The 15796-nt window shown below is 47.2% G+C and carries 13 protein-coding genes; 2 read left to right on the top strand and 11 right to left on the bottom strand.

Annotated features, from left to right (window positions below):
- Window positions 1–9 precede the first annotated feature (9 nt).
- The 4 genes from ilvN to DXA87_RS14775 all read right to left on the bottom strand — a co-directional run bounded on the left by ilvN (window position 10) and on the right by DXA87_RS14775 (window position 4414).
- The gene (ilvN, locus tag DXA87_RS14795; protein ID WP_117505159.1) at window positions 10–546 is read right to left on the bottom strand and encodes an acetolactate synthase small subunit; all 537 of its coding nucleotides are present in this window, start codon (window positions 544–546) and stop codon (window positions 10–12) included.
- A 7-nt stretch (window positions 547–553) separates the two neighbouring features.
- On the bottom strand, window positions 554–2218 hold the full coding sequence (gene ilvB / locus DXA87_RS14790) for a biosynthetic-type acetolactate synthase large subunit (protein ID WP_117505157.1): 1665 nt from the start codon (window positions 2216–2218) through the stop codon (window positions 554–556).
- A 525-nt stretch (window positions 2219–2743) separates the two neighbouring features.
- Window positions 2744–3382: a hypothetical protein gene (locus DXA87_RS14780; RefSeq protein ID WP_015555111.1), complete on the bottom strand. Its 639-nt coding sequence runs from the start codon at window positions 3380–3382 to the stop codon at window positions 2744–2746.
- 156 nt (window positions 3383–3538) lie between these two features.
- Window positions 3539–4414: a methionyl aminopeptidase gene (locus tag DXA87_RS14775; RefSeq protein WP_117505155.1), complete on the bottom strand. Its 876-nt coding sequence runs from the start codon at window positions 4412–4414 to the stop codon at window positions 3539–3541.
- Window positions 4415–4755: 341 nt separating this feature from the next.
- Here DXA87_RS14775 and pcp point away from each other — a divergent pair, with 341 nt between their 5' ends.
- Window positions 4756–5397 carry a pyroglutamyl-peptidase I gene (gene pcp, locus DXA87_RS14770; protein WP_117471286.1) on the top strand — a complete coding sequence of 214 codons (642 nt, stop codon included), beginning with the start codon at window positions 4756–4758 and terminating at the stop codon, window positions 5395–5397.
- A 124-nt stretch (window positions 5398–5521) separates the two neighbouring features.
- On the opposite strand, the gene clpB is transcribed toward pcp, so the two are convergent.
- The 4 genes from clpB to DXA87_RS14750 all read right to left on the bottom strand — a co-directional run bounded on the left by clpB (window position 5522) and on the right by DXA87_RS14750 (window position 10372).
- On the bottom strand, window positions 5522–8122 hold the full coding sequence (gene clpB, locus DXA87_RS14765; RefSeq protein WP_117505153.1) for an ATP-dependent chaperone ClpB: 2601 nt from the start codon (window positions 8120–8122) through the stop codon (window positions 5522–5524).
- Between the two features lie 153 nt (window positions 8123–8275).
- Window positions 8276–8722, bottom strand: a complete 447-nt coding sequence (locus DXA87_RS14760; RefSeq protein ID WP_117471284.1) for an Hsp20/alpha crystallin family protein — start codon at window positions 8720–8722, stop codon at window positions 8276–8278.
- A gap of 242 nt (window positions 8723–8964) precedes the next feature.
- Window positions 8965–10095, bottom strand: coding sequence for a type II toxin-antitoxin system HipA family toxin (locus DXA87_RS14755; protein ID WP_117485231.1), 1131 nt, complete (start codon window positions 10093–10095; stop codon window positions 8965–8967).
- Entirely contained in the window at window positions 10082–10372 is a 291-nt protein-coding gene (locus DXA87_RS14750) for a helix-turn-helix transcriptional regulator (RefSeq protein ID WP_348982242.1), read from the bottom strand. The genes DXA87_RS14755 and DXA87_RS14750 overlap by 14 nt, the downstream gene beginning before the upstream one ends.
- A 497-nt stretch (window positions 10373–10869) precedes the next feature.
- Between DXA87_RS14750 and DXA87_RS14745 the strand changes: the two genes are divergently transcribed.
- Window positions 10870–11862 (top strand): alcohol dehydrogenase, encoded by a 993-nt coding sequence (locus DXA87_RS14745; protein WP_199537940.1) that lies wholly within the window; start codon window positions 10870–10872, stop codon window positions 11860–11862.
- Between the two features lie 33 nt (window positions 11863–11895).
- Here the strand turns inward: DXA87_RS14745 and DXA87_RS14740 are convergent, their stop codons facing one another.
- The 3 genes from DXA87_RS14740 to DXA87_RS14730 all read right to left on the bottom strand — a co-directional run bounded on the left by DXA87_RS14740 (window position 11896) and on the right by DXA87_RS14730 (window position 15413).
- Window positions 11896–12966 carry a U32 family peptidase gene (locus DXA87_RS14740; protein WP_117485225.1) on the bottom strand — a complete coding sequence of 357 codons (1071 nt, stop codon included), beginning with the start codon at window positions 12964–12966 and terminating at the stop codon, window positions 11896–11898.
- A 44-nt stretch (window positions 12967–13010) separates the two neighbouring features.
- The gene (locus DXA87_RS14735; protein WP_117485223.1) at window positions 13011–14546 is read right to left on the bottom strand and encodes a hypothetical protein; all 1536 of its coding nucleotides are present in this window, start codon (window positions 14544–14546) and stop codon (window positions 13011–13013) included.
- 417 nt (window positions 14547–14963) lie between these two features.
- Window positions 14964–15413 (bottom strand): Hsp20/alpha crystallin family protein, encoded by a 450-nt coding sequence (locus tag DXA87_RS14730; protein ID WP_117485221.1) that lies wholly within the window; start codon window positions 15411–15413, stop codon window positions 14964–14966.
- Window positions 15414–15796: the final 383 nt, after the last annotated feature.

Below are 15796 nucleotides of genomic sequence, written 5' to 3'. Positions count from 1 at the left end.
TTCTTCTCCTTATTCTTCATTGTGATCGACACGTAATGTGTTGTCTATCCCTAAACCGATCGCGATCTCTCCCGACCGGCTAAGTTCTAATATACCAAAATCTCTGACTTTTTCAATAAAAGATTCAACTTTTTTGCTGTCTCCGGTAATCTCGGCTGTCAGATGCTCTTCACCGAAGTCTATGACTTTTCCGCCGTACTCGTTGATCAGATCCAGTACCTGATGTTTGCTGGAACCTCTGTGGCTTCCTGTCAGGTGCATTTTGATGTACATATGCTGGGCAAATACGGTGTTTTCCGGCTCCAAAAGTGTTACAGCACGGACATCGATGAGTTTTTCCAGCTGACGGACCACCTGGTCCTTCATATATTCATCTCCTGTGGAGACGATGGTGATCCGCGTATAGTTCGGATCATCAAGTGTTCCTGCAGAGATATTATCAATATTATAGCAGCGCTTTGCGTAAAGACCGGCGATGCGGTTTAAAACGCCGAAGCGGTTGTTTACGATCATGGCGACCGCAAACTTTTCAACTTTGTTTTCCATGGTCACCTTATCCTTCCACAATCATGTCTTTGATGGATCGTCCCGGCGGGATCATCGGCAGGACTTTCTCATCCATATCAATGTGACAGTCGATCAGCACCGGTCCCTGGGATTTGTCAGCCGCATCGAGGGCTTTCTGCAGGTCTTCCATCGTGTAGACCGCATATCCGTCAGCACCGAAGGCTTTCGCCAGAGCCGGGAAGTCCGTCTTTCTGTCCAGGATCGTCTGGGAATAGTGACAGTCGTAGAAAATTGTCTGCCACTGTCTTACCATTCCGAGGACATCATTATCGAAAATGACAATGGTGATCGGGAGTTCCTGACTCACCGCCGTTGCCATCTCGTTTAAGTTCATTCCGAAGCTTCCGTCTCCGGTGAAGAGAACGGTTCTTCTGCCTCTCGCTGCGATGCATCCGCCAATGGCTGCTCCGAGACCGTATCCCATGGTTCCGAGACCGCCGGAAGTGAGAAGCGTGTGCGGCTTTTCAAACGGGTAGAACTGCATGGTCCACATCTGGTGCTGTCCGACATCGGTAGCGACCACTGTGTCCTCGGTACAATGTCTGTGAACTTCCTCAATAATGGCTTCCGGTCCGTAAGGTTTCGGTGCCGGGAGGATCATCTCGTTTTTATAGCCCTCAAGCTCACTCACCCACTCCGGATGCCGTTCTTCCGGGAGCTCTTCCAGAATCTTCGCAAGGATCTCTTTCACATCGCCCCAGAGGCTCACATCAGGACTGACATTCTTTCCGATCTCCGCGCGGTCGATATCGATATGGACCGTCATACATTTTTTTGTGTACTCGTTCAGGTCGCCTGTCGCGCGGTCAGAGAATCTGACGCCGACTGCCAGAAGCAGATCACATTCGGACTGGGCCTTGATGGACGGATATTTTCCGTGCATGCCGCACATTCCAAGATTCAGCGGATAGGAGGCCGGAACGGAGGTGATTCCCATCATCGAAAGACCGATCGCCGCGTCGACCCGTTTTGAGAGCTCCAGGACTTCTTTCTGGGCTCCTGCTGCCACAACACCGCCGCCTGCGTAGATAAACGGCTTTTTTGCCTTTTTGATCATCTCAACGACTTCGTCGATGCTGCCGCACTCGGACTTTCTCGGCTTCTTCACAACGCTCGGAACCTTTAAGTCCTCAATATATTCATATTCCGCGGACTGGACGTTCTTCGGAATATCAATGAGAACCGGTCCCTTACGTCCGGAATTCGCGATCTCAAAGGCTTCAATAATCGTCTTCTGAAGGTCCTTAATGTCCCGGACCATGAAGTTGTGTTTTACGACCGGCTGTGTGATCCCGACGATATCCACCTCCTGGAAAGAATCCTTTCCGAGACTGTTTACCGCGACGTTTCCTGTGATCGCGACCATCGGTACGGAATCGAGGTAGGCGTTTGCGATTCCTGTCACCAGGTTCGTCGCACCCGGGCCACTTGTGGCCAGGACCACGCCGGTCTTTCCGCTTGCTCTCGCATATCCGTCAGCGGCATGGGCAGCTCCCTGCTCGTGGGCCGTTAAGACATGTCCGATGCGGTCAGACGCAAGATAGAGTTCATTGTAGATATCAAGTACTGCTCCCCCCGGATATCCGAAGATCACTCTCACGCCCTGATGGATCAGCTCTTCCACCAGGATCCGCGCTCCGTTCATTTTCATAGCTGTTTTCCCCTCATCTTATTTCTCACAGGAATGTCCGGCTCTGTCAGACATTCCCGCCTTTTTCTTTTCTGGCACGGACAAATGTCCGTATTAAAATTCAGGTATAAAAAAGCCTTACAGCGTTACACTGTAAGGCTTTGCTTTCTTTCGTAACTTGTTCTTTCAAGTTTCTATCAGGCAATCCCGGATTCAGTATAACGCAAATAAGCATTCCCGTCCACGACGATAATGCTGACGATAATTCGAATCACGACTGCGAGTAGAATAAGATTCGTCATATCTTTGCGTCTCCTTTCCAGTTGCCTTTCAGCAATGTTGCTATGTTTTATTATAAGCACTTTGTCAGAAATTGCAAGTAGTTTCTTTTTATAGCTTGTATGAACCAGAGTTATGTAACATCGCTGGCTCGTCAGTGCCTTTTTGTTTAACTGGGAATTCATCGGAATTCCCAGTTAAAAGAAAAAGCTCTGCAGGCACCGGGATTTCCCCGGTCTGCAGAGCTGCTCCTATTTCAAATTATTTTTACAGTTTTGAATATCCATACGGATTGATCAGCGCATCCAGTTTCTTTCCTTCCTTACATAACGGGCAGTTTCTGTAGTCGCTGTACTGGTAATCCGGAACATCTTTTAATCCGAATACCGACTTGATCGGAATTCCGTTGACATTCTCAAGTGCGCTGAATACTGCGGAGATCCCCTGAATAATTCCCCCATAGTACTGGACACCCTCGATCGCCTTGTTGATCGTCAAGCCCGTTGTCACGGTCGCGGTGAGGATCAGCACATTCTTTCCATTGATCATTGCGCGGTAATTGTCCTTAAACACGATCTGGCTGTTGCTGTTGAACTCCGGTTTGATAACGTAGATCGTCTTGTGGGCGTTCTTCGACATGAAACCGCCTTTTGTCAGCTCCTGCGCAAGAAGGGTTCCAATCACCTCGGTCCCTTCCATGCATACGATCGTATCAACGATCATATCGTACAGATACATATGTACGAGTGCCTGGGCAATTCCTCCAGCCTCACTCAGACGGCTCTTTACCGTCGTCAGGTCAAAATAGTAATTCGTGTGGGCATGATTCGTTGCAAAATGTCCCTTTACGATTTTTAACGGGGTATCTGTACCGGTCGTCTGAATTTTGTCATACTTTAACTCCATACACGATCCTCCTTATTCAAATCTCACGTTTACTGTTATTTGACTATATTATACCGAATTTTCAGATACTATTCAAGGATTTTTCCTATTTTCCATCAGGTTTTTCGTCACTGTTTACGCCTTGCGCAAACAGTAACGGTTTTTCTCCCTGTTTTTCTACCACGCAAGGACCTCATGTCCGGTCTCTGTCACGAGTACCATGATTTCCCTCTGGGCGGACGGAAGCCTGTCATCGGTATAGATCGTCCAGCCGTTGCTGTCATCCACAAAGATATCCGGGCGGCCCATGTTGATCATCGGCTCGATGGTAAAGATCATCCCCGGTGCCATAAGCATCTCCTCGCCCCGTCTTGTCACATAGCTTACAAACGGATCCTCATGGAACTCAAGGCCGACACCGTGACCGCCGACTTCCTCGACAATGGTGTAACCATTCTTCTTCGCGTAGTCATGGACAGCCTGCCCCATATCTCCTAAGAATCCCCACGGTTTTACCTGCTCGAGACCCTTTTCCACAGCTTCGTTCGTGACGCGGACAAGTTTTTCCTTCTCCGGGTCCACATTGCCGATGAGGAACATTCTGGACGAATCAGAGAAATATCCGTGAAGGATCGTGGAGACATCCACGTTGATGATATCACCGTCTTTTAAGACAACATCCTTGGACGGAATTCCGTGGCATACCTGATCATTGATGGAGGTGCACACGCTCTTTGGGAATCCCTCATAATTTAACGGTGCAGGAATCCCGCCATGTTTTGTCGTAAAGTCGTATACCCACTGATCGATCTCCTCCGTGGTAATTCCCGCCTTGATGTGCTCCGCCACATAGTCAAGGACCGCCACATTCAGTTTTCCGCTCTCACGGATCCCCTCGATCTGTGCCGGTGTCTTGATGATCTTGTGGGACGGAACCTCGTGGCCTGCAAAGCGGGCACGACTGATCTTCTGGTCAAATGTCATATGGCACTCACAATATGGCTTCCCGCTTCCACACCAGCATGGATCATTTTTTCCGATTCTGCGAAACATAATTTTTCCTCTTTTCTATCTGTTTTTGCGTCTCTGTACCGTACGAGATTTTATATTAAAAAGAATGTGCCTTGGCACATTCTCGCGCCTCGCGCGGTCGCTTGCGACAGTCTGCATCTTTGCGCGAGTGCGCATTAGAAAATCCCTGTCCGTGTACAGGAATTGTGTTTGCGAATTCTTTTATTTTCCTGTATAATATCCTTATCTATCATAACGTCGGAGACTCTGTTTGTCAAATAAGTCTCCTGAGAAAATATGCCGTTAATATCACGGGTATGAATTTTCCAGCCCGAAAATCCCCCGCGTTGCAGAGGCGGCTGTAAAGAAAGTGAGGAATTTACATGAACGTACTGATCACCGGGTTCGACCCCTTCGGCGGAGAGCCGATTAATCCGGCATGGGAAGCCGTAAAAGCCATGAAAGACGAGATCGCCGGAGCAAAGATCACGAAGCTGCAGATCCCGACCGTTGTCAATAAATCCATTGCGAAGGTCCATGAAAAGATGATGGAGCTCCGCCCGGATATCGTCATCAGCATCGGCCAGGCCGGCGGACGGTTCGGCGTGACTCCGGAGCGTGTTGCGATCAATGTAACAGATGCAAGGATCCCGGATAACGAAGGAAACCAGCCCATCGATGAACCAATCTTTGCAGATGGAGATGCCGCTTATTTCTCCAATCTTCCGGTGAAGGCGATGGTTCAGGAGATCCGAAATGCCGGTTATCCTTCTACCCTCTCCAATACCGCAGGAACTTATATCTGCAACCATGTCATGTACGGAATTTTATATTATATCCAAAAGGAATTTCCAAATGTACGCGGCGGCTTTATCCACGTTCCGTATGCCGTTTCCCAGGTTGTCAATAAACCGGCGACCCCGTCTATGGCCATTGCGGATATTACGGCTGCATTGGAAGCGGCGGTGAAGGCCGCTGTTGAATATGAACAGGATATCAAAGTGATTGGAGGAGAAACACACTAAAAAACTTCATCTTCGGAAGTTTTTCAGGCTGTGATACCGGTCTGAAAAACTCCAAGGATGAAGTTTTCTTTTATCCAGATCCCAGGCTGCCTTCAAAGCCCCCGCCCGGAATCCGGTTTTCTGATTATTCTTTTGTTCCTCTCTCCGCGGACGCGTTGAGCTTTCCGTCGACCACGTCGATCTTGATCGTATCTCCGGTATGGACACCATCCGACAGGATCAGGCGGGCTGCCAGAGTCTCCACATTCTTCTGCAGATATCTTTTAAGCGGTCTTGCGCCGTATACCGGATCATAACCGTTGTCCACGATAAACTGCTTTGCAGAATCGGAAAGTGCAACCACAAGCTCTTTATCCGCCAGACGCTTGTTGATATCGGCAACAAGCAGATCGATGATGCTTCCGATGTTGTTCTTTGTAAGCGGCTTGAAGAGGATCGTCTCATCAAGACGGTTCAGGAACTCCGGACGGAAGTGTGCACGAAGATCGTTCATGACTTCTGACTTTGCTTCCGGCTTGATCTCACCGTTCTCATCGATGCCGTCAAGCAGATACTGGGAACCAATGTTGGAGGTGAGGATGATGATCGTGTTCTTAAAGTCTACCGTCTTGCCCATGGAGTCTGTGATACGTCCGTCATCAAGAACCTGGAGCAGGACATTGAATACATCCGGATGTGCCTTTTCGATCTCATCGAACAGGACAACACAGTACGGTTTTCTGCGGACTGCCTCTGTGAGCTGACCGCCCTCATCGTATCCGACATATCCTGGCGGCGCTCCGATCAGACGGGATACAGAGTATTTCTCCATGTATTCACTCATATCGATCCGGACCATATTGTTCTCATCATCAAACAGACTTGCCGCAAGCGTCTTTGCAAGCTCTGTCTTGCCGACACCGGTAGGTCCGAGGAACAGGAAGGAGCCGATCGGCTTTGTCGGATCCTTGATCCCGGCCTTGGAGCGGATGATCGCGTCTGTAACCTTCTCGACTGCCTCATCCTGACCGACAACACGTTTGTGAAGCTCATCGTCCAGATGAAGGGTCTTATTCCTCTCGCTCTCCGTGAGTTTTGCAACCGGGATACCAGTCCAGCGGGAGATGATCCTTGCGATCTCATCTTCGGTAACGCTTTCATGGACAAGACTCAGATCTGCGTTCTTTACCTTCTCCTCCTCTTCCTTCAGCTCTTTTTCAAGCTGCGGAAGCTTACCGTACTGGAGCTCTGCTGCCTTATTCAGGTCGTACTTCTGCTGTGCGTCCTGGATCTGGCGGTGAACTGCCTCGATCTCCTCACGGATGGAGGAAAGCTTATCAACCGTCGCCTTCTCGTTCTGCCACTGGGCCTTCTGAGTCGCGAACTGGTCATGGAGCTCCGCAAGTTCCTTCTGAAGATCCGCAAGACGTTCCTGACTTAAATGGTCTGTTTCTTTCTTGAGAGCTGCCTCCTCGATCTCAAGCTGCATGATCTTTCTGGAAAGTTCATCCAGCTCCGTCGGCATGGAATCGAGCTCCGTCTTGATCATTGCACACGCTTCATCCACGAGGTCAATGGCCTTATCCGGAAGGAATCGGTCGCTGATATAACGGTTGGAGAGGGTTGCCGCTGCTACAAGCGCAGAATCGGTGATCTTTACGCCGTGATAGACCTCATAACGGTCCTTCAGTCCACGAAGGATCGAAATCGTATCCTCGACCGTCGGCTCATCAACCATAACCGGCTGGAAACGACGTTCCAGAGCCGGATCCTTCTCAATATATTTCCGGTACTCATCCAGAGTTGTCGCACCGATACAGTGCAACTCACCACGGGCAAGCATCGGCTTTAACATATTCCCGGCATCCATGGAGCCTTCCGTCTTTCCGGCTCCGACGATGGTGTGAAGCTCATCGATGAACAAAATGATCTGTCCCTCGCTCTTTCTCACCTCATCGAGAACGGCTTTTAAACGCTCCTCAAACTCACCACGGTATTTCGCACCTGCAACAAGGGCACCCATATCCAGTGAGAATAATTTCTTATCTTTTAAGCCCTCCGGCACATCGCCGCGGACGATACGCTGTGCAAGCCCTTCCACAACGGCGGTCTTACCAACACCGGGTTCACCGATCAGAACCGGGTTGTTTTTCGTTTTTCTGGAAAGGATCCGGATCACGTTCCGGATCTCGGCGTCACGGCCGATCACCGGATCCATCTTCTGGTCTCTTGCCTTTTCTACAAGATCGGAACCATACTTATTTAAGGTATCGTAGGTTGCCTCCGGATTATCACTGGTAACTCTCTGGTTGCCGCGGACCGTGGACAGTGCCTGTAAGAATTTATTCCGGTCAATCCCGTAGGTGCGGAACAGTTCCTTTATTGCCCTGTTCGGTTCTTTTAACAGGCATAAGAACAGATGCTCGACGGAAACATATTCGTCTCCCATCGCCTTTGCCTCGTCCTCGGCATCGATCAGGACTTTATTGAGGTCCTGGGTCAGATAAACCTGTCCGCCTCCGGATACCTTCGGCAGCTTCTTAAGTGCTGCTTCCGCCTCATCCGCAAACTGCTCACCGGAGATTCCCATTTTCGTGATCAGCTTTAAGATCAGGCTGTCATCTAACTTTAACAGACTCACCAGGAGATGTTCCTGGTCGATCTGCTGATTTCCATATTCATAAGCCAGCTTCTCGCAGTTCTGGACTGCTTCCACTGATTTCTGTGTAAATTTGCTGATATTCATGATCGCAAGCCTCCCTTCAATTCTGAAGTACTTGTTGTGTTTGTTGTCAGTAATACCGCCCAGCGAAATTTTCATCCGCCGGGCGGCTTAATCTTTCAGATACGTGGCAGCTTCGCACGCGTTTCTGTATCGTTACCGCTCGGGGCTGTCAGATCACCCTTCGATGGAAATGTGCTTCGGACCTTCAACCTTCTTCTCTTCCTCTTTCGGAATCGATACACTCAGGATACCGTTTTCGAATTTCGCCTTAATCTCCTCTTCCCGAATCTCCTCGCCAAGATAGAAGGTTCTGCTCAGAGCACCTGCATAACGTTCCTTGCGGATGTATTTGCCTTTCTTATCTTCCTCATCCTCATCAAGACCTTTCTCGGCACTGACGGTCAGATAACCATCCTTCAGTTCAATCTGGATCTCATCTTTCTTAAATCCCGGAAGATCGATATCAAGCTCATACGTCTTTTCTGTCTCTCTGACATCTGTCTTCATCAGTCTGGATACATTCTTACCATACAGCGGATCCTTCTTTTCTGTAAAGAACTTCTCATCAAACGGGAACATATTATCAAATAAACTTTCTCCAAAAATACTCGGCATATACATAAATCATTCCTCCAATCAGAATTCCTGTTTTCTTGTTTGTCATCTATCGGAAAGAACTTCAGAAGATTTTCCAATCTTGGGAACTCCTTGAGATCCTTTGATTTTTTCTCTCTTCCTTTGTTCTGCATGTAATATAACACATATTATTAGCACTGTCAAGAGGTGAGTGCTAATTTTTTTGTGAATTAATTGTGTATTTCATTGAAACATTGTAACTTTTCAGGCTCATAGTAGAACGCATTCTATAGGTAGTCGCCAAGCATCTCTCCCACACACTTCTCGATCTCATCAATAATTTCTATACACCGGTTCTTCTTCATTCCAGCCGTAGTGCCAACAGCTAATAATTCTTTTCTTCCCGGATCTTTTCCATTTCCGTCAACGGTCGTTGTGTGTTCCCCATAGTACGTATTACTATAAGTAAGATCGTATGCAGGGCTCAGTCTCCACTGATCTTTTTCTTCATCATACAAATAGGTGAAATTTTTTGAGTGGTCATCTCTGTTATGCGCAAAAACATTAAAACACATTCTTCGAAACATACTTTCCACATCCGCATAATGATCCTTCGTCAATATCTTCGTAAGTTTCATCAGACTGTGGTAATCAAGACTCGGCTGTTCAAAGTCCAGTTCGAGAAGCGCTGCAGCTGTCAGCATATGGACTCGCTTTATCCCATTTTGATCAGGGACTCTGTCAAACCGTCTGGTTCCAAAATAGCCTTTACAGATTCCAGACGGGAACAGCTTTGTCTCACTCATCGTAATTTCACATTTCCGGGCACAGCATGAATAATCATACTCCATTTTTCCCGCATCTTTTCCATCTACATGGGCCGGAAATTTTATGATCCACTCTTCATTTCCAATCGAAGTCATGATCTTCGGCCTTGCTCCTCCGCTCGTTCCTCCAAGCCGGTACAATTCGTCAAGTTTGTCTGTATATTCTGTGTTCAATATTTTCTGACACTCCCGCGCCAGTTCATCCAGGTCAGGATTATCCCGCTGCTCTGGAAATTTTCTTTCCGGATAATACGTCAACGCACCCATTCCTGATTTTCCAACGATTGCCAGTCGGTCTAAAACCGTCAGTTTATCCGGATCCTGTTTATGCTCACGAAGCAGACGATTTAGCAGCAATCTTCCCCAATTATCCGGAAGACTGTCCGCAAACACGCCATAAAGGCCGCCAAAATAATCCTTTGTGGGCACAAACACCTGCTTTTTTAACGGCAGCGAGAACGGACTGATCGAAAATCCATGTTCCAGCCATTCATCGGTGTACTGAAATGCTGCTTTTCGATTTGCTGTCATGGCCAATGTCCCCACAAGTTTTTCATCATAATACACCTGCAGCGCATTATCTTGTTTCATTTATGACCTCCTTTATGTCTCTGTATGGTACCTGCGAAAAAATATTCCTGAGTTCATCCGCAATATCCAGTGCCATTGCGATCTTCGTCAGAGACAACAAAGATATCTGACCGGTAAACTCGAATCTTTTAACAGAACCATAACTCACACCGCTCATCGACGCCATCTTCTCCTGCGAGATTGAACGCCGTTTTCTAATATTGCGGACCCTCTGCGCCAGCTTCAGATCCAGTTCTTCCGCTGTCTCCCATATAAAACCTTCCATAATCTTTCCCACTTTCGATTCCGTTTTTTATACTTTTATTAGATAATATTTTATCTATTATCATATGATTATATTCAAAATATATAATATATTATCTATTATTATTTTACCATCAGTCAACAAACAAATCAATAAAAATGTAACACGATCTATTCTCGGGTCTTTGACACACCTTGTCCGATCACCTGTGGCTTTCTTTGGGTTTCCTTCATTCTATAACCATATTGTATTATTCCGGATCCGGAAAGGGAATTTTGTATCTATCCGTGCATATTCGTGTTATAATATATCTACACTGCCGGAAAGCAGACATCCGCGATCCACATGGAAAAAGCCGTTCCAAATCATCTTCGCCGATGGGATTTTTTCCTTCAAGCCTGTGTTTTATTACGGTCAGCGCAGCGAGTGCGCAGACCTGCTGAACAGTTACAACAGATCAATAAAAAAAGAAAGTGATGGAAAAAAATGCAGACGTATACTTATGTGTTTCCAAGGGAAAATTTGAATTAATGGAAAAACCAAAGCCTGTTCTTATGGATGAACGGGATGCCATTGTAAAGGTAACACTCGCCAGCATCTGCTCAAGTGACCTGCACATTAAACACGGAAGTGTCCCCCGCGCTGTGCCGGGTATAACCGTCGGACATGAAATGGTCGGTATTGTTGAAGATATCGGCAGCGCCGTAACGAATGTGAAACCCGGTGACAGAGTCACGGTAAACGTGGAAACCTTCTGCGGGGAATGTTTTTTCTGCAGGCATGGTTATGTAAACAACTGCACCGATCAGAATGGCGGCTGGGCTCTCGGATGCCGGATCGATGGCGGACAGGCAGAATATGTTCGCGTACCATTTGCAGATCAGGGGTTAAATAAAATCCCAGATCATGTTACAGACCGTCAGGCTTTGCTGGTCGGAGATGTTCTTGCCACCGGTTTCTGGGCAGCTCGTATTTCTGAGATCAAAGAGGAGGATACGGTATTGATCATCGGGGCCGGACCTACGGGCATCTGTACGCTGCTCTGTGTCATGCTGAAGAATCCGAAACGTATCATCGTCTGTGAAAAAGACGAAGGCCGGATCCGCTTTATCCATGAGCACTATCCGGAAATCCTTACTGTATCACCCGAAGCTTGTGCAGATTATGTCCGTGCCAACAGTGACCATGGCGGAGCAGATGTCGTTCTCGAAGTCGCAGGAGCCGAATCCACGTTTCGCCTTGCATGGGAATGTGCAAGACCAAATGCGGTCGTGACGGTCGTTGCTCTTTATGACAAGGCTCAGACACTGCCGCTGCCGGATATGTACGGCAAGAACCTCACCTTCAAGACCGGCGGTGTAGACGGCTGCAATTGTGAGGAAATACTGCGGCTGATCGCAGAGGGCAGACTGAATACGGAACCACTTATCACACATACATACCCGTTAGACAGGATCGAAGAAGCATACACCCTCTTTGAAAATAAGATGGACGGTGTGATCAAGGTAGCCATCGAGTGTTAATATGCTTCCAATCCGGTTTCCTGCGCACTGTATTTAAGTGGTCTTCCCGGTAACCGGATTCATTTCTCTATAATAACACAACCCACTGCATCCATACGGAAACAACATTCGCTTCATATCCCTGATATATTCCTCTTCCGTATCCACATGCTCAAGGATATCCAGAGCTGTCTTCAGGTTCCGGATATCCTTTTCCATAAAGTCCACATAATTTCCGCGCCCCACAAGCTTTAAATGGGTGATTCCGGCCTTTCGCAGCCGATACAATGCGCAGAGCCCACATCCTGTCTCACCGCAGAGATAGCCGTCGGAATCATATCTTCGTTCCTCATACTCTTCGTTCGGTTTATCTGCGCTTCGTTCATCATTCGCATCTTTCACTGTGTTCTCCGTCCGTGAGACCAGCTTCTCCGTTTCTGAACCTTCTTCTTTTTTCTCTCTATTTCCTTTAACTTTTCCTATCTTATACGGGACCCGGCACAGATGCCCCATCTCATCGCAGTGCAGGGAATTGCAGAACGCCCCCGAAAACTGACAAAGCTCGTTCAGTGCAAATGCCTCAAATTCATATACGCCCCTGCTGCCCTTTTCCTTCTCATGCCGGATCACCGACTCCATGTCTGCGAAGCTGTTCTTCCTGTGAAAGATAAGCCGACTGACATCCAAGCGGTCAAATACATCTATCATCCGGCTGTTTACCTCTGCCGTCTCCCCACTCAGATGGATCTCACAGCGGATCCCATTATTTTTCAGGTAGATCAGCAGCGCCGGATCCGCAATAATAAAGCTTGAGAATCCAAGCTCCATACACCTGCGAAGGAGATCCGCGATTTCCGGATACTGCTTAGGCGTATAATAAAGAGAGTTAAACGTCAGATGTACCGGCTTCCCATATTTTCTCACCAGCGCCGCCAGAATCCTCAGCTCACTCTCCGCCCCGATCTGCACGTTGATGCCAAGAACCTCGCGGCGGTTTAGCGGCAGCACCGTCCCGTATTTTTTATTCCATTCATAAGGTACGTATCCGCAGAAAAACTCATCTGCTCCGGCCTCGACGTACCGCACATATTCATCGATAGACCCAAGTCCCGCTATAATTTTCATGGTATCTCTCCTTATATGCAGCTTAAACAGTGCAAACTGCCTCATTACAGCAGATTCACCACAAGTCTGTCAATTCCCTGTTTTTTCCACATTTCCATATCCATCATTCCGGAAACTGCACTCCCATCCAGCGCGAAGAGCGAATTATACCGCCCCGCCATCTTCAAATGCTTTGGATACAGAAAGACTTTCTCTCTGCAATATCCCGGACACGATTCCGGAAGTTCCTGCTTTCCTCGCTCTCCATTTTTACATACAGCATACAGCGTGCAATACTGGGAGGTGTTCGTCTGATAAAACGGAACATGGATGCTGTTCTTTCCTTCCGGAAATTTCTGCCTGTACCCGCAGGACTCCCACTCGTACCGCCGGATCCCGAACGTGTTCCTCAGATACGTCCGGTAAAATTCCGCATTCAGGCTGTTCTCCCGAAAATATCCTGTCTCCCCCTGCTTGTATCCCATCCGCGGATCCTTTTTTCTTTTATTTAACAGAGTCCCCATACACGGCACAAGAACTTCTTTTTCTTCCTTCCATTCCTTCCGCTCTCTCAAAAGCTCCAGCAGACCCCAGTCGTTTGCCGCGATCTCCAGTAATGTCTCCCGGTTTCTGCACCATTCTTCCAGCTCATCCAACAGGTTTTCCACCGGTTTCAGCATAAATTCCCGCAGATATGAAAATGTAACTGTCACAGCCAGACCTTCCGACTCTGCCTTTTTAAAGATCTCAAACAACTGCCGTTTTTCAGGAAACAGCAGATGGCAGAAGGCATTTCCCACATAGATCCGCTCTGGAACCGGCATTCGTTTTCCCAGCTCTTTAGCCCCATTCACGTTCCAGTACCAGTCCATAAAATCGCGGAATTTCATAGATAAATACCGCTCATAAAGCTCCGGACAATCCAATTCCACAGCAACTTCGATATTCTTCCATGCCGTTTCTTTATGTCCTTTGCGTTCAAAATCTCCTGCTGCTATGCAAGTTTCCCTTATTCCCGACTGATTTTCTATTCGCTTTTCTACTGTCATTCTATCTTCAAAGTCATTCCTTTTTGATTCCGTAAAATCACCGCAGCAATAGCTTCCTGTATTCCGCTTTTCCTGCCTCGCCCTGTCTTCTCCTTCACCGAACCACTCTTTTTTCTGTTCGATGAAATTCTCCGCAAACTGTTCATCCTTTTTGGCCGGATACCCGGTAAGCGCCATTGCAAGCTCCCCGTCCTCGCACTCCAGCTTCAGCCGCACAAATCTATCATACCAAAGGATCAGGCTTCCGGCGCATTCCCGGTATTTCTCCTGCTCCACAAATACCGAATACACATATACCGGAATTCCCAGTCCATCTTCCACACGCACTTCCATCTCAAACGAATGAATCTCAACTTCCGTATACGGATCCCTGCTTTTCTTCTCCTGATCTCCCGTCTTCATCCCGTTGAACCCATCATAAAAACAGATCCGGAATCTCTTCACTTCGCGGATCTCATCCAATGTCCGAAAACAAAATCCATGTTCCGCAAGCTCCGTGATCCGAATCTCCTGCCCGTCTGCAAATCCTGCCACCAGTCCGAATGGGATCATAAAAACCCCGTTTATTTCTCTCTTCCCTGACACTTTCCGTTCCTCAATTCAAATCTTTTTACAGCACCATAGCTCACGCCGCTCATAAATGCATGCTTTTTATCTATTACTATTCTATCATAAATGGATATATAAACCAATAACGTGCAGTTGTACCTTTTATATAAAAGAATGTGCCTTGGCAGATTCTCACGCCTCGCGCGGTCGCTTGCGACAATCTACACCTTCGCGCGAGTGCGCATCTTTGGCACGTCAGTGCCTTTTTATGTAACAGAGAATTCCCATGAATTTCCTGTTACACAAAAAAGGACCGCTGCCCCACAGATTTCTCTGCAAAGGCAACGGTCCTTTTCAGCTACAGGTTATTTTCATTGATACCATACACCGCAGACAGCTTTCACTGTCTACAGCACTTCCTTAACCTTCGATTGCAATATGCTTAGAAGTTTCAACCTTCTTCTGCTCAACCGGTTTCGGAACAGACAGGCTTAAGATACCATTTTCAAATTTAGCTTTGATATCTTCCTGCTTTACATCTTCACCAACATAGAAGGTTCTGCTCATCGCTCCGGAGTAACGCTCCTGACGGATATAGTGACCTTTCTTATCTTCCTCGTCCTTATCAAGACCCTTCGCAGCACTGACGGTCAGATAACCATCCTTCAGTTCTGCGGTGATCTCATCTTTCTTGAATCCCGGAAGATCGATGTCCAGTTCATAGGAACCTTCATTCTCCTTGATATCAGTTTTCATAACTCTCGAAGCATTCTTTCCATACAGCGGATTCTTCTTAGAAGTAAAGAAGCTGTCATCAAACGGGAACATATCATCAAATAAACTCTCTCCAAAAATACTCGGCATATACATAAATCATTCCTCCAATCAGAATATCTGAAATCTATTGTCTGGGAGATTCTGAAAATCTCCAGGACTTTTTGCATCCCTTTGATTTCTTTCTCTCTTCCTTTGTTCTGCATGTACTATAGCACATATTATTAGCACTGTCAAGAGGTGAGTGCTAATTTTTTTGTGAATTAATTGTGAACTTATTTTCCTGTTCAAATATTCCTTATTTTCAAAATCCGCTGGAACAGTTAGAAACTATCTGGCATCTTCTTATTTCTCTCACACTCCTCGTGCATAATCATGATCATACATGCATTGGTTTTCTGCAGTAGCACAATGTGATGTGCAATGGCAGGAAAATTTAAAGGACATAAATTAACCTATTGTGCTATTTCAAATAAAAC

Origin of the sequence: Desulfotomaculum sp. OF05-3, assembly GCF_003435535.1 — a bacterium.
GTDB classification, from domain to species: domain Bacteria; phylum Bacillota; class Clostridia; order Lachnospirales; family Lachnospiraceae; genus Pilosibacter; species Pilosibacter fragilis.
Note: the sequence above shows the minus strand (reverse complement) of the source record. Positions and strands in the feature narration are given on the sequence as shown.

Coding starts and splice junctions, on each gene's coding strand:
- ilvN (WP_117505159.1), bottom strand. CDS start 546: ATGGAAAACAAAGTTGAAAAGTTTGCGGTCGCCATGATCGTAAACAAC.
- ilvB (WP_117505157.1), bottom strand. CDS start 2,218: ATGAAAATGAACGGAGCGCGGATCCTGGTGGAAGAGCTGATCCATCAG.
- DXA87_RS14780 (WP_015555111.1), bottom strand. CDS start 3,382: ATGGAGTTAAAGTATGACAAAATTCAGACGACCGGTACAGATACCCCG.
- DXA87_RS14775 (WP_117505155.1), bottom strand. CDS start 4,414: ATGTTTCGCAGAATCGGAAAAAATGATCCATGCTGGTGTGGAAGCGGG.
- pcp (WP_117471286.1), top strand. CDS start 4,756: ATGAACGTACTGATCACCGGGTTCGACCCCTTCGGCGGAGAGCCGATT.
- clpB (WP_117505153.1), bottom strand. CDS start 8,122: ATGAATATCAGCAAATTTACACAGAAATCAGTGGAAGCAGTCCAGAAC.
- DXA87_RS14760 (WP_117471284.1), bottom strand. CDS start 8,722: ATGTATATGCCGAGTATTTTTGGAGAAAGTTTATTTGATAATATGTTC.
- DXA87_RS14755 (WP_117485231.1), bottom strand. CDS start 10,095: ATGAAACAAGATAATGCGCTGCAGGTGTATTATGATGAAAAACTTGTG.
- DXA87_RS14745 (WP_199537940.1), top strand. CDS start 10,870: ATGGAAAAACCAAAGCCTGTTCTTATGGATGAACGGGATGCCATTGTA.
- DXA87_RS14740 (WP_117485225.1), bottom strand. CDS start 12,966: ATGAAAATTATAGCGGGACTTGGGTCTATCGATGAATATGTGCGGTAC.
- DXA87_RS14735 (WP_117485223.1), bottom strand. CDS start 14,546: ATGATCCCATTCGGACTGGTGGCAGGATTTGCAGACGGGCAGGAGATT.
- DXA87_RS14730 (WP_117485221.1), bottom strand. CDS start 15,413: ATGTATATGCCGAGTATTTTTGGAGAGAGTTTATTTGATGATATGTTC.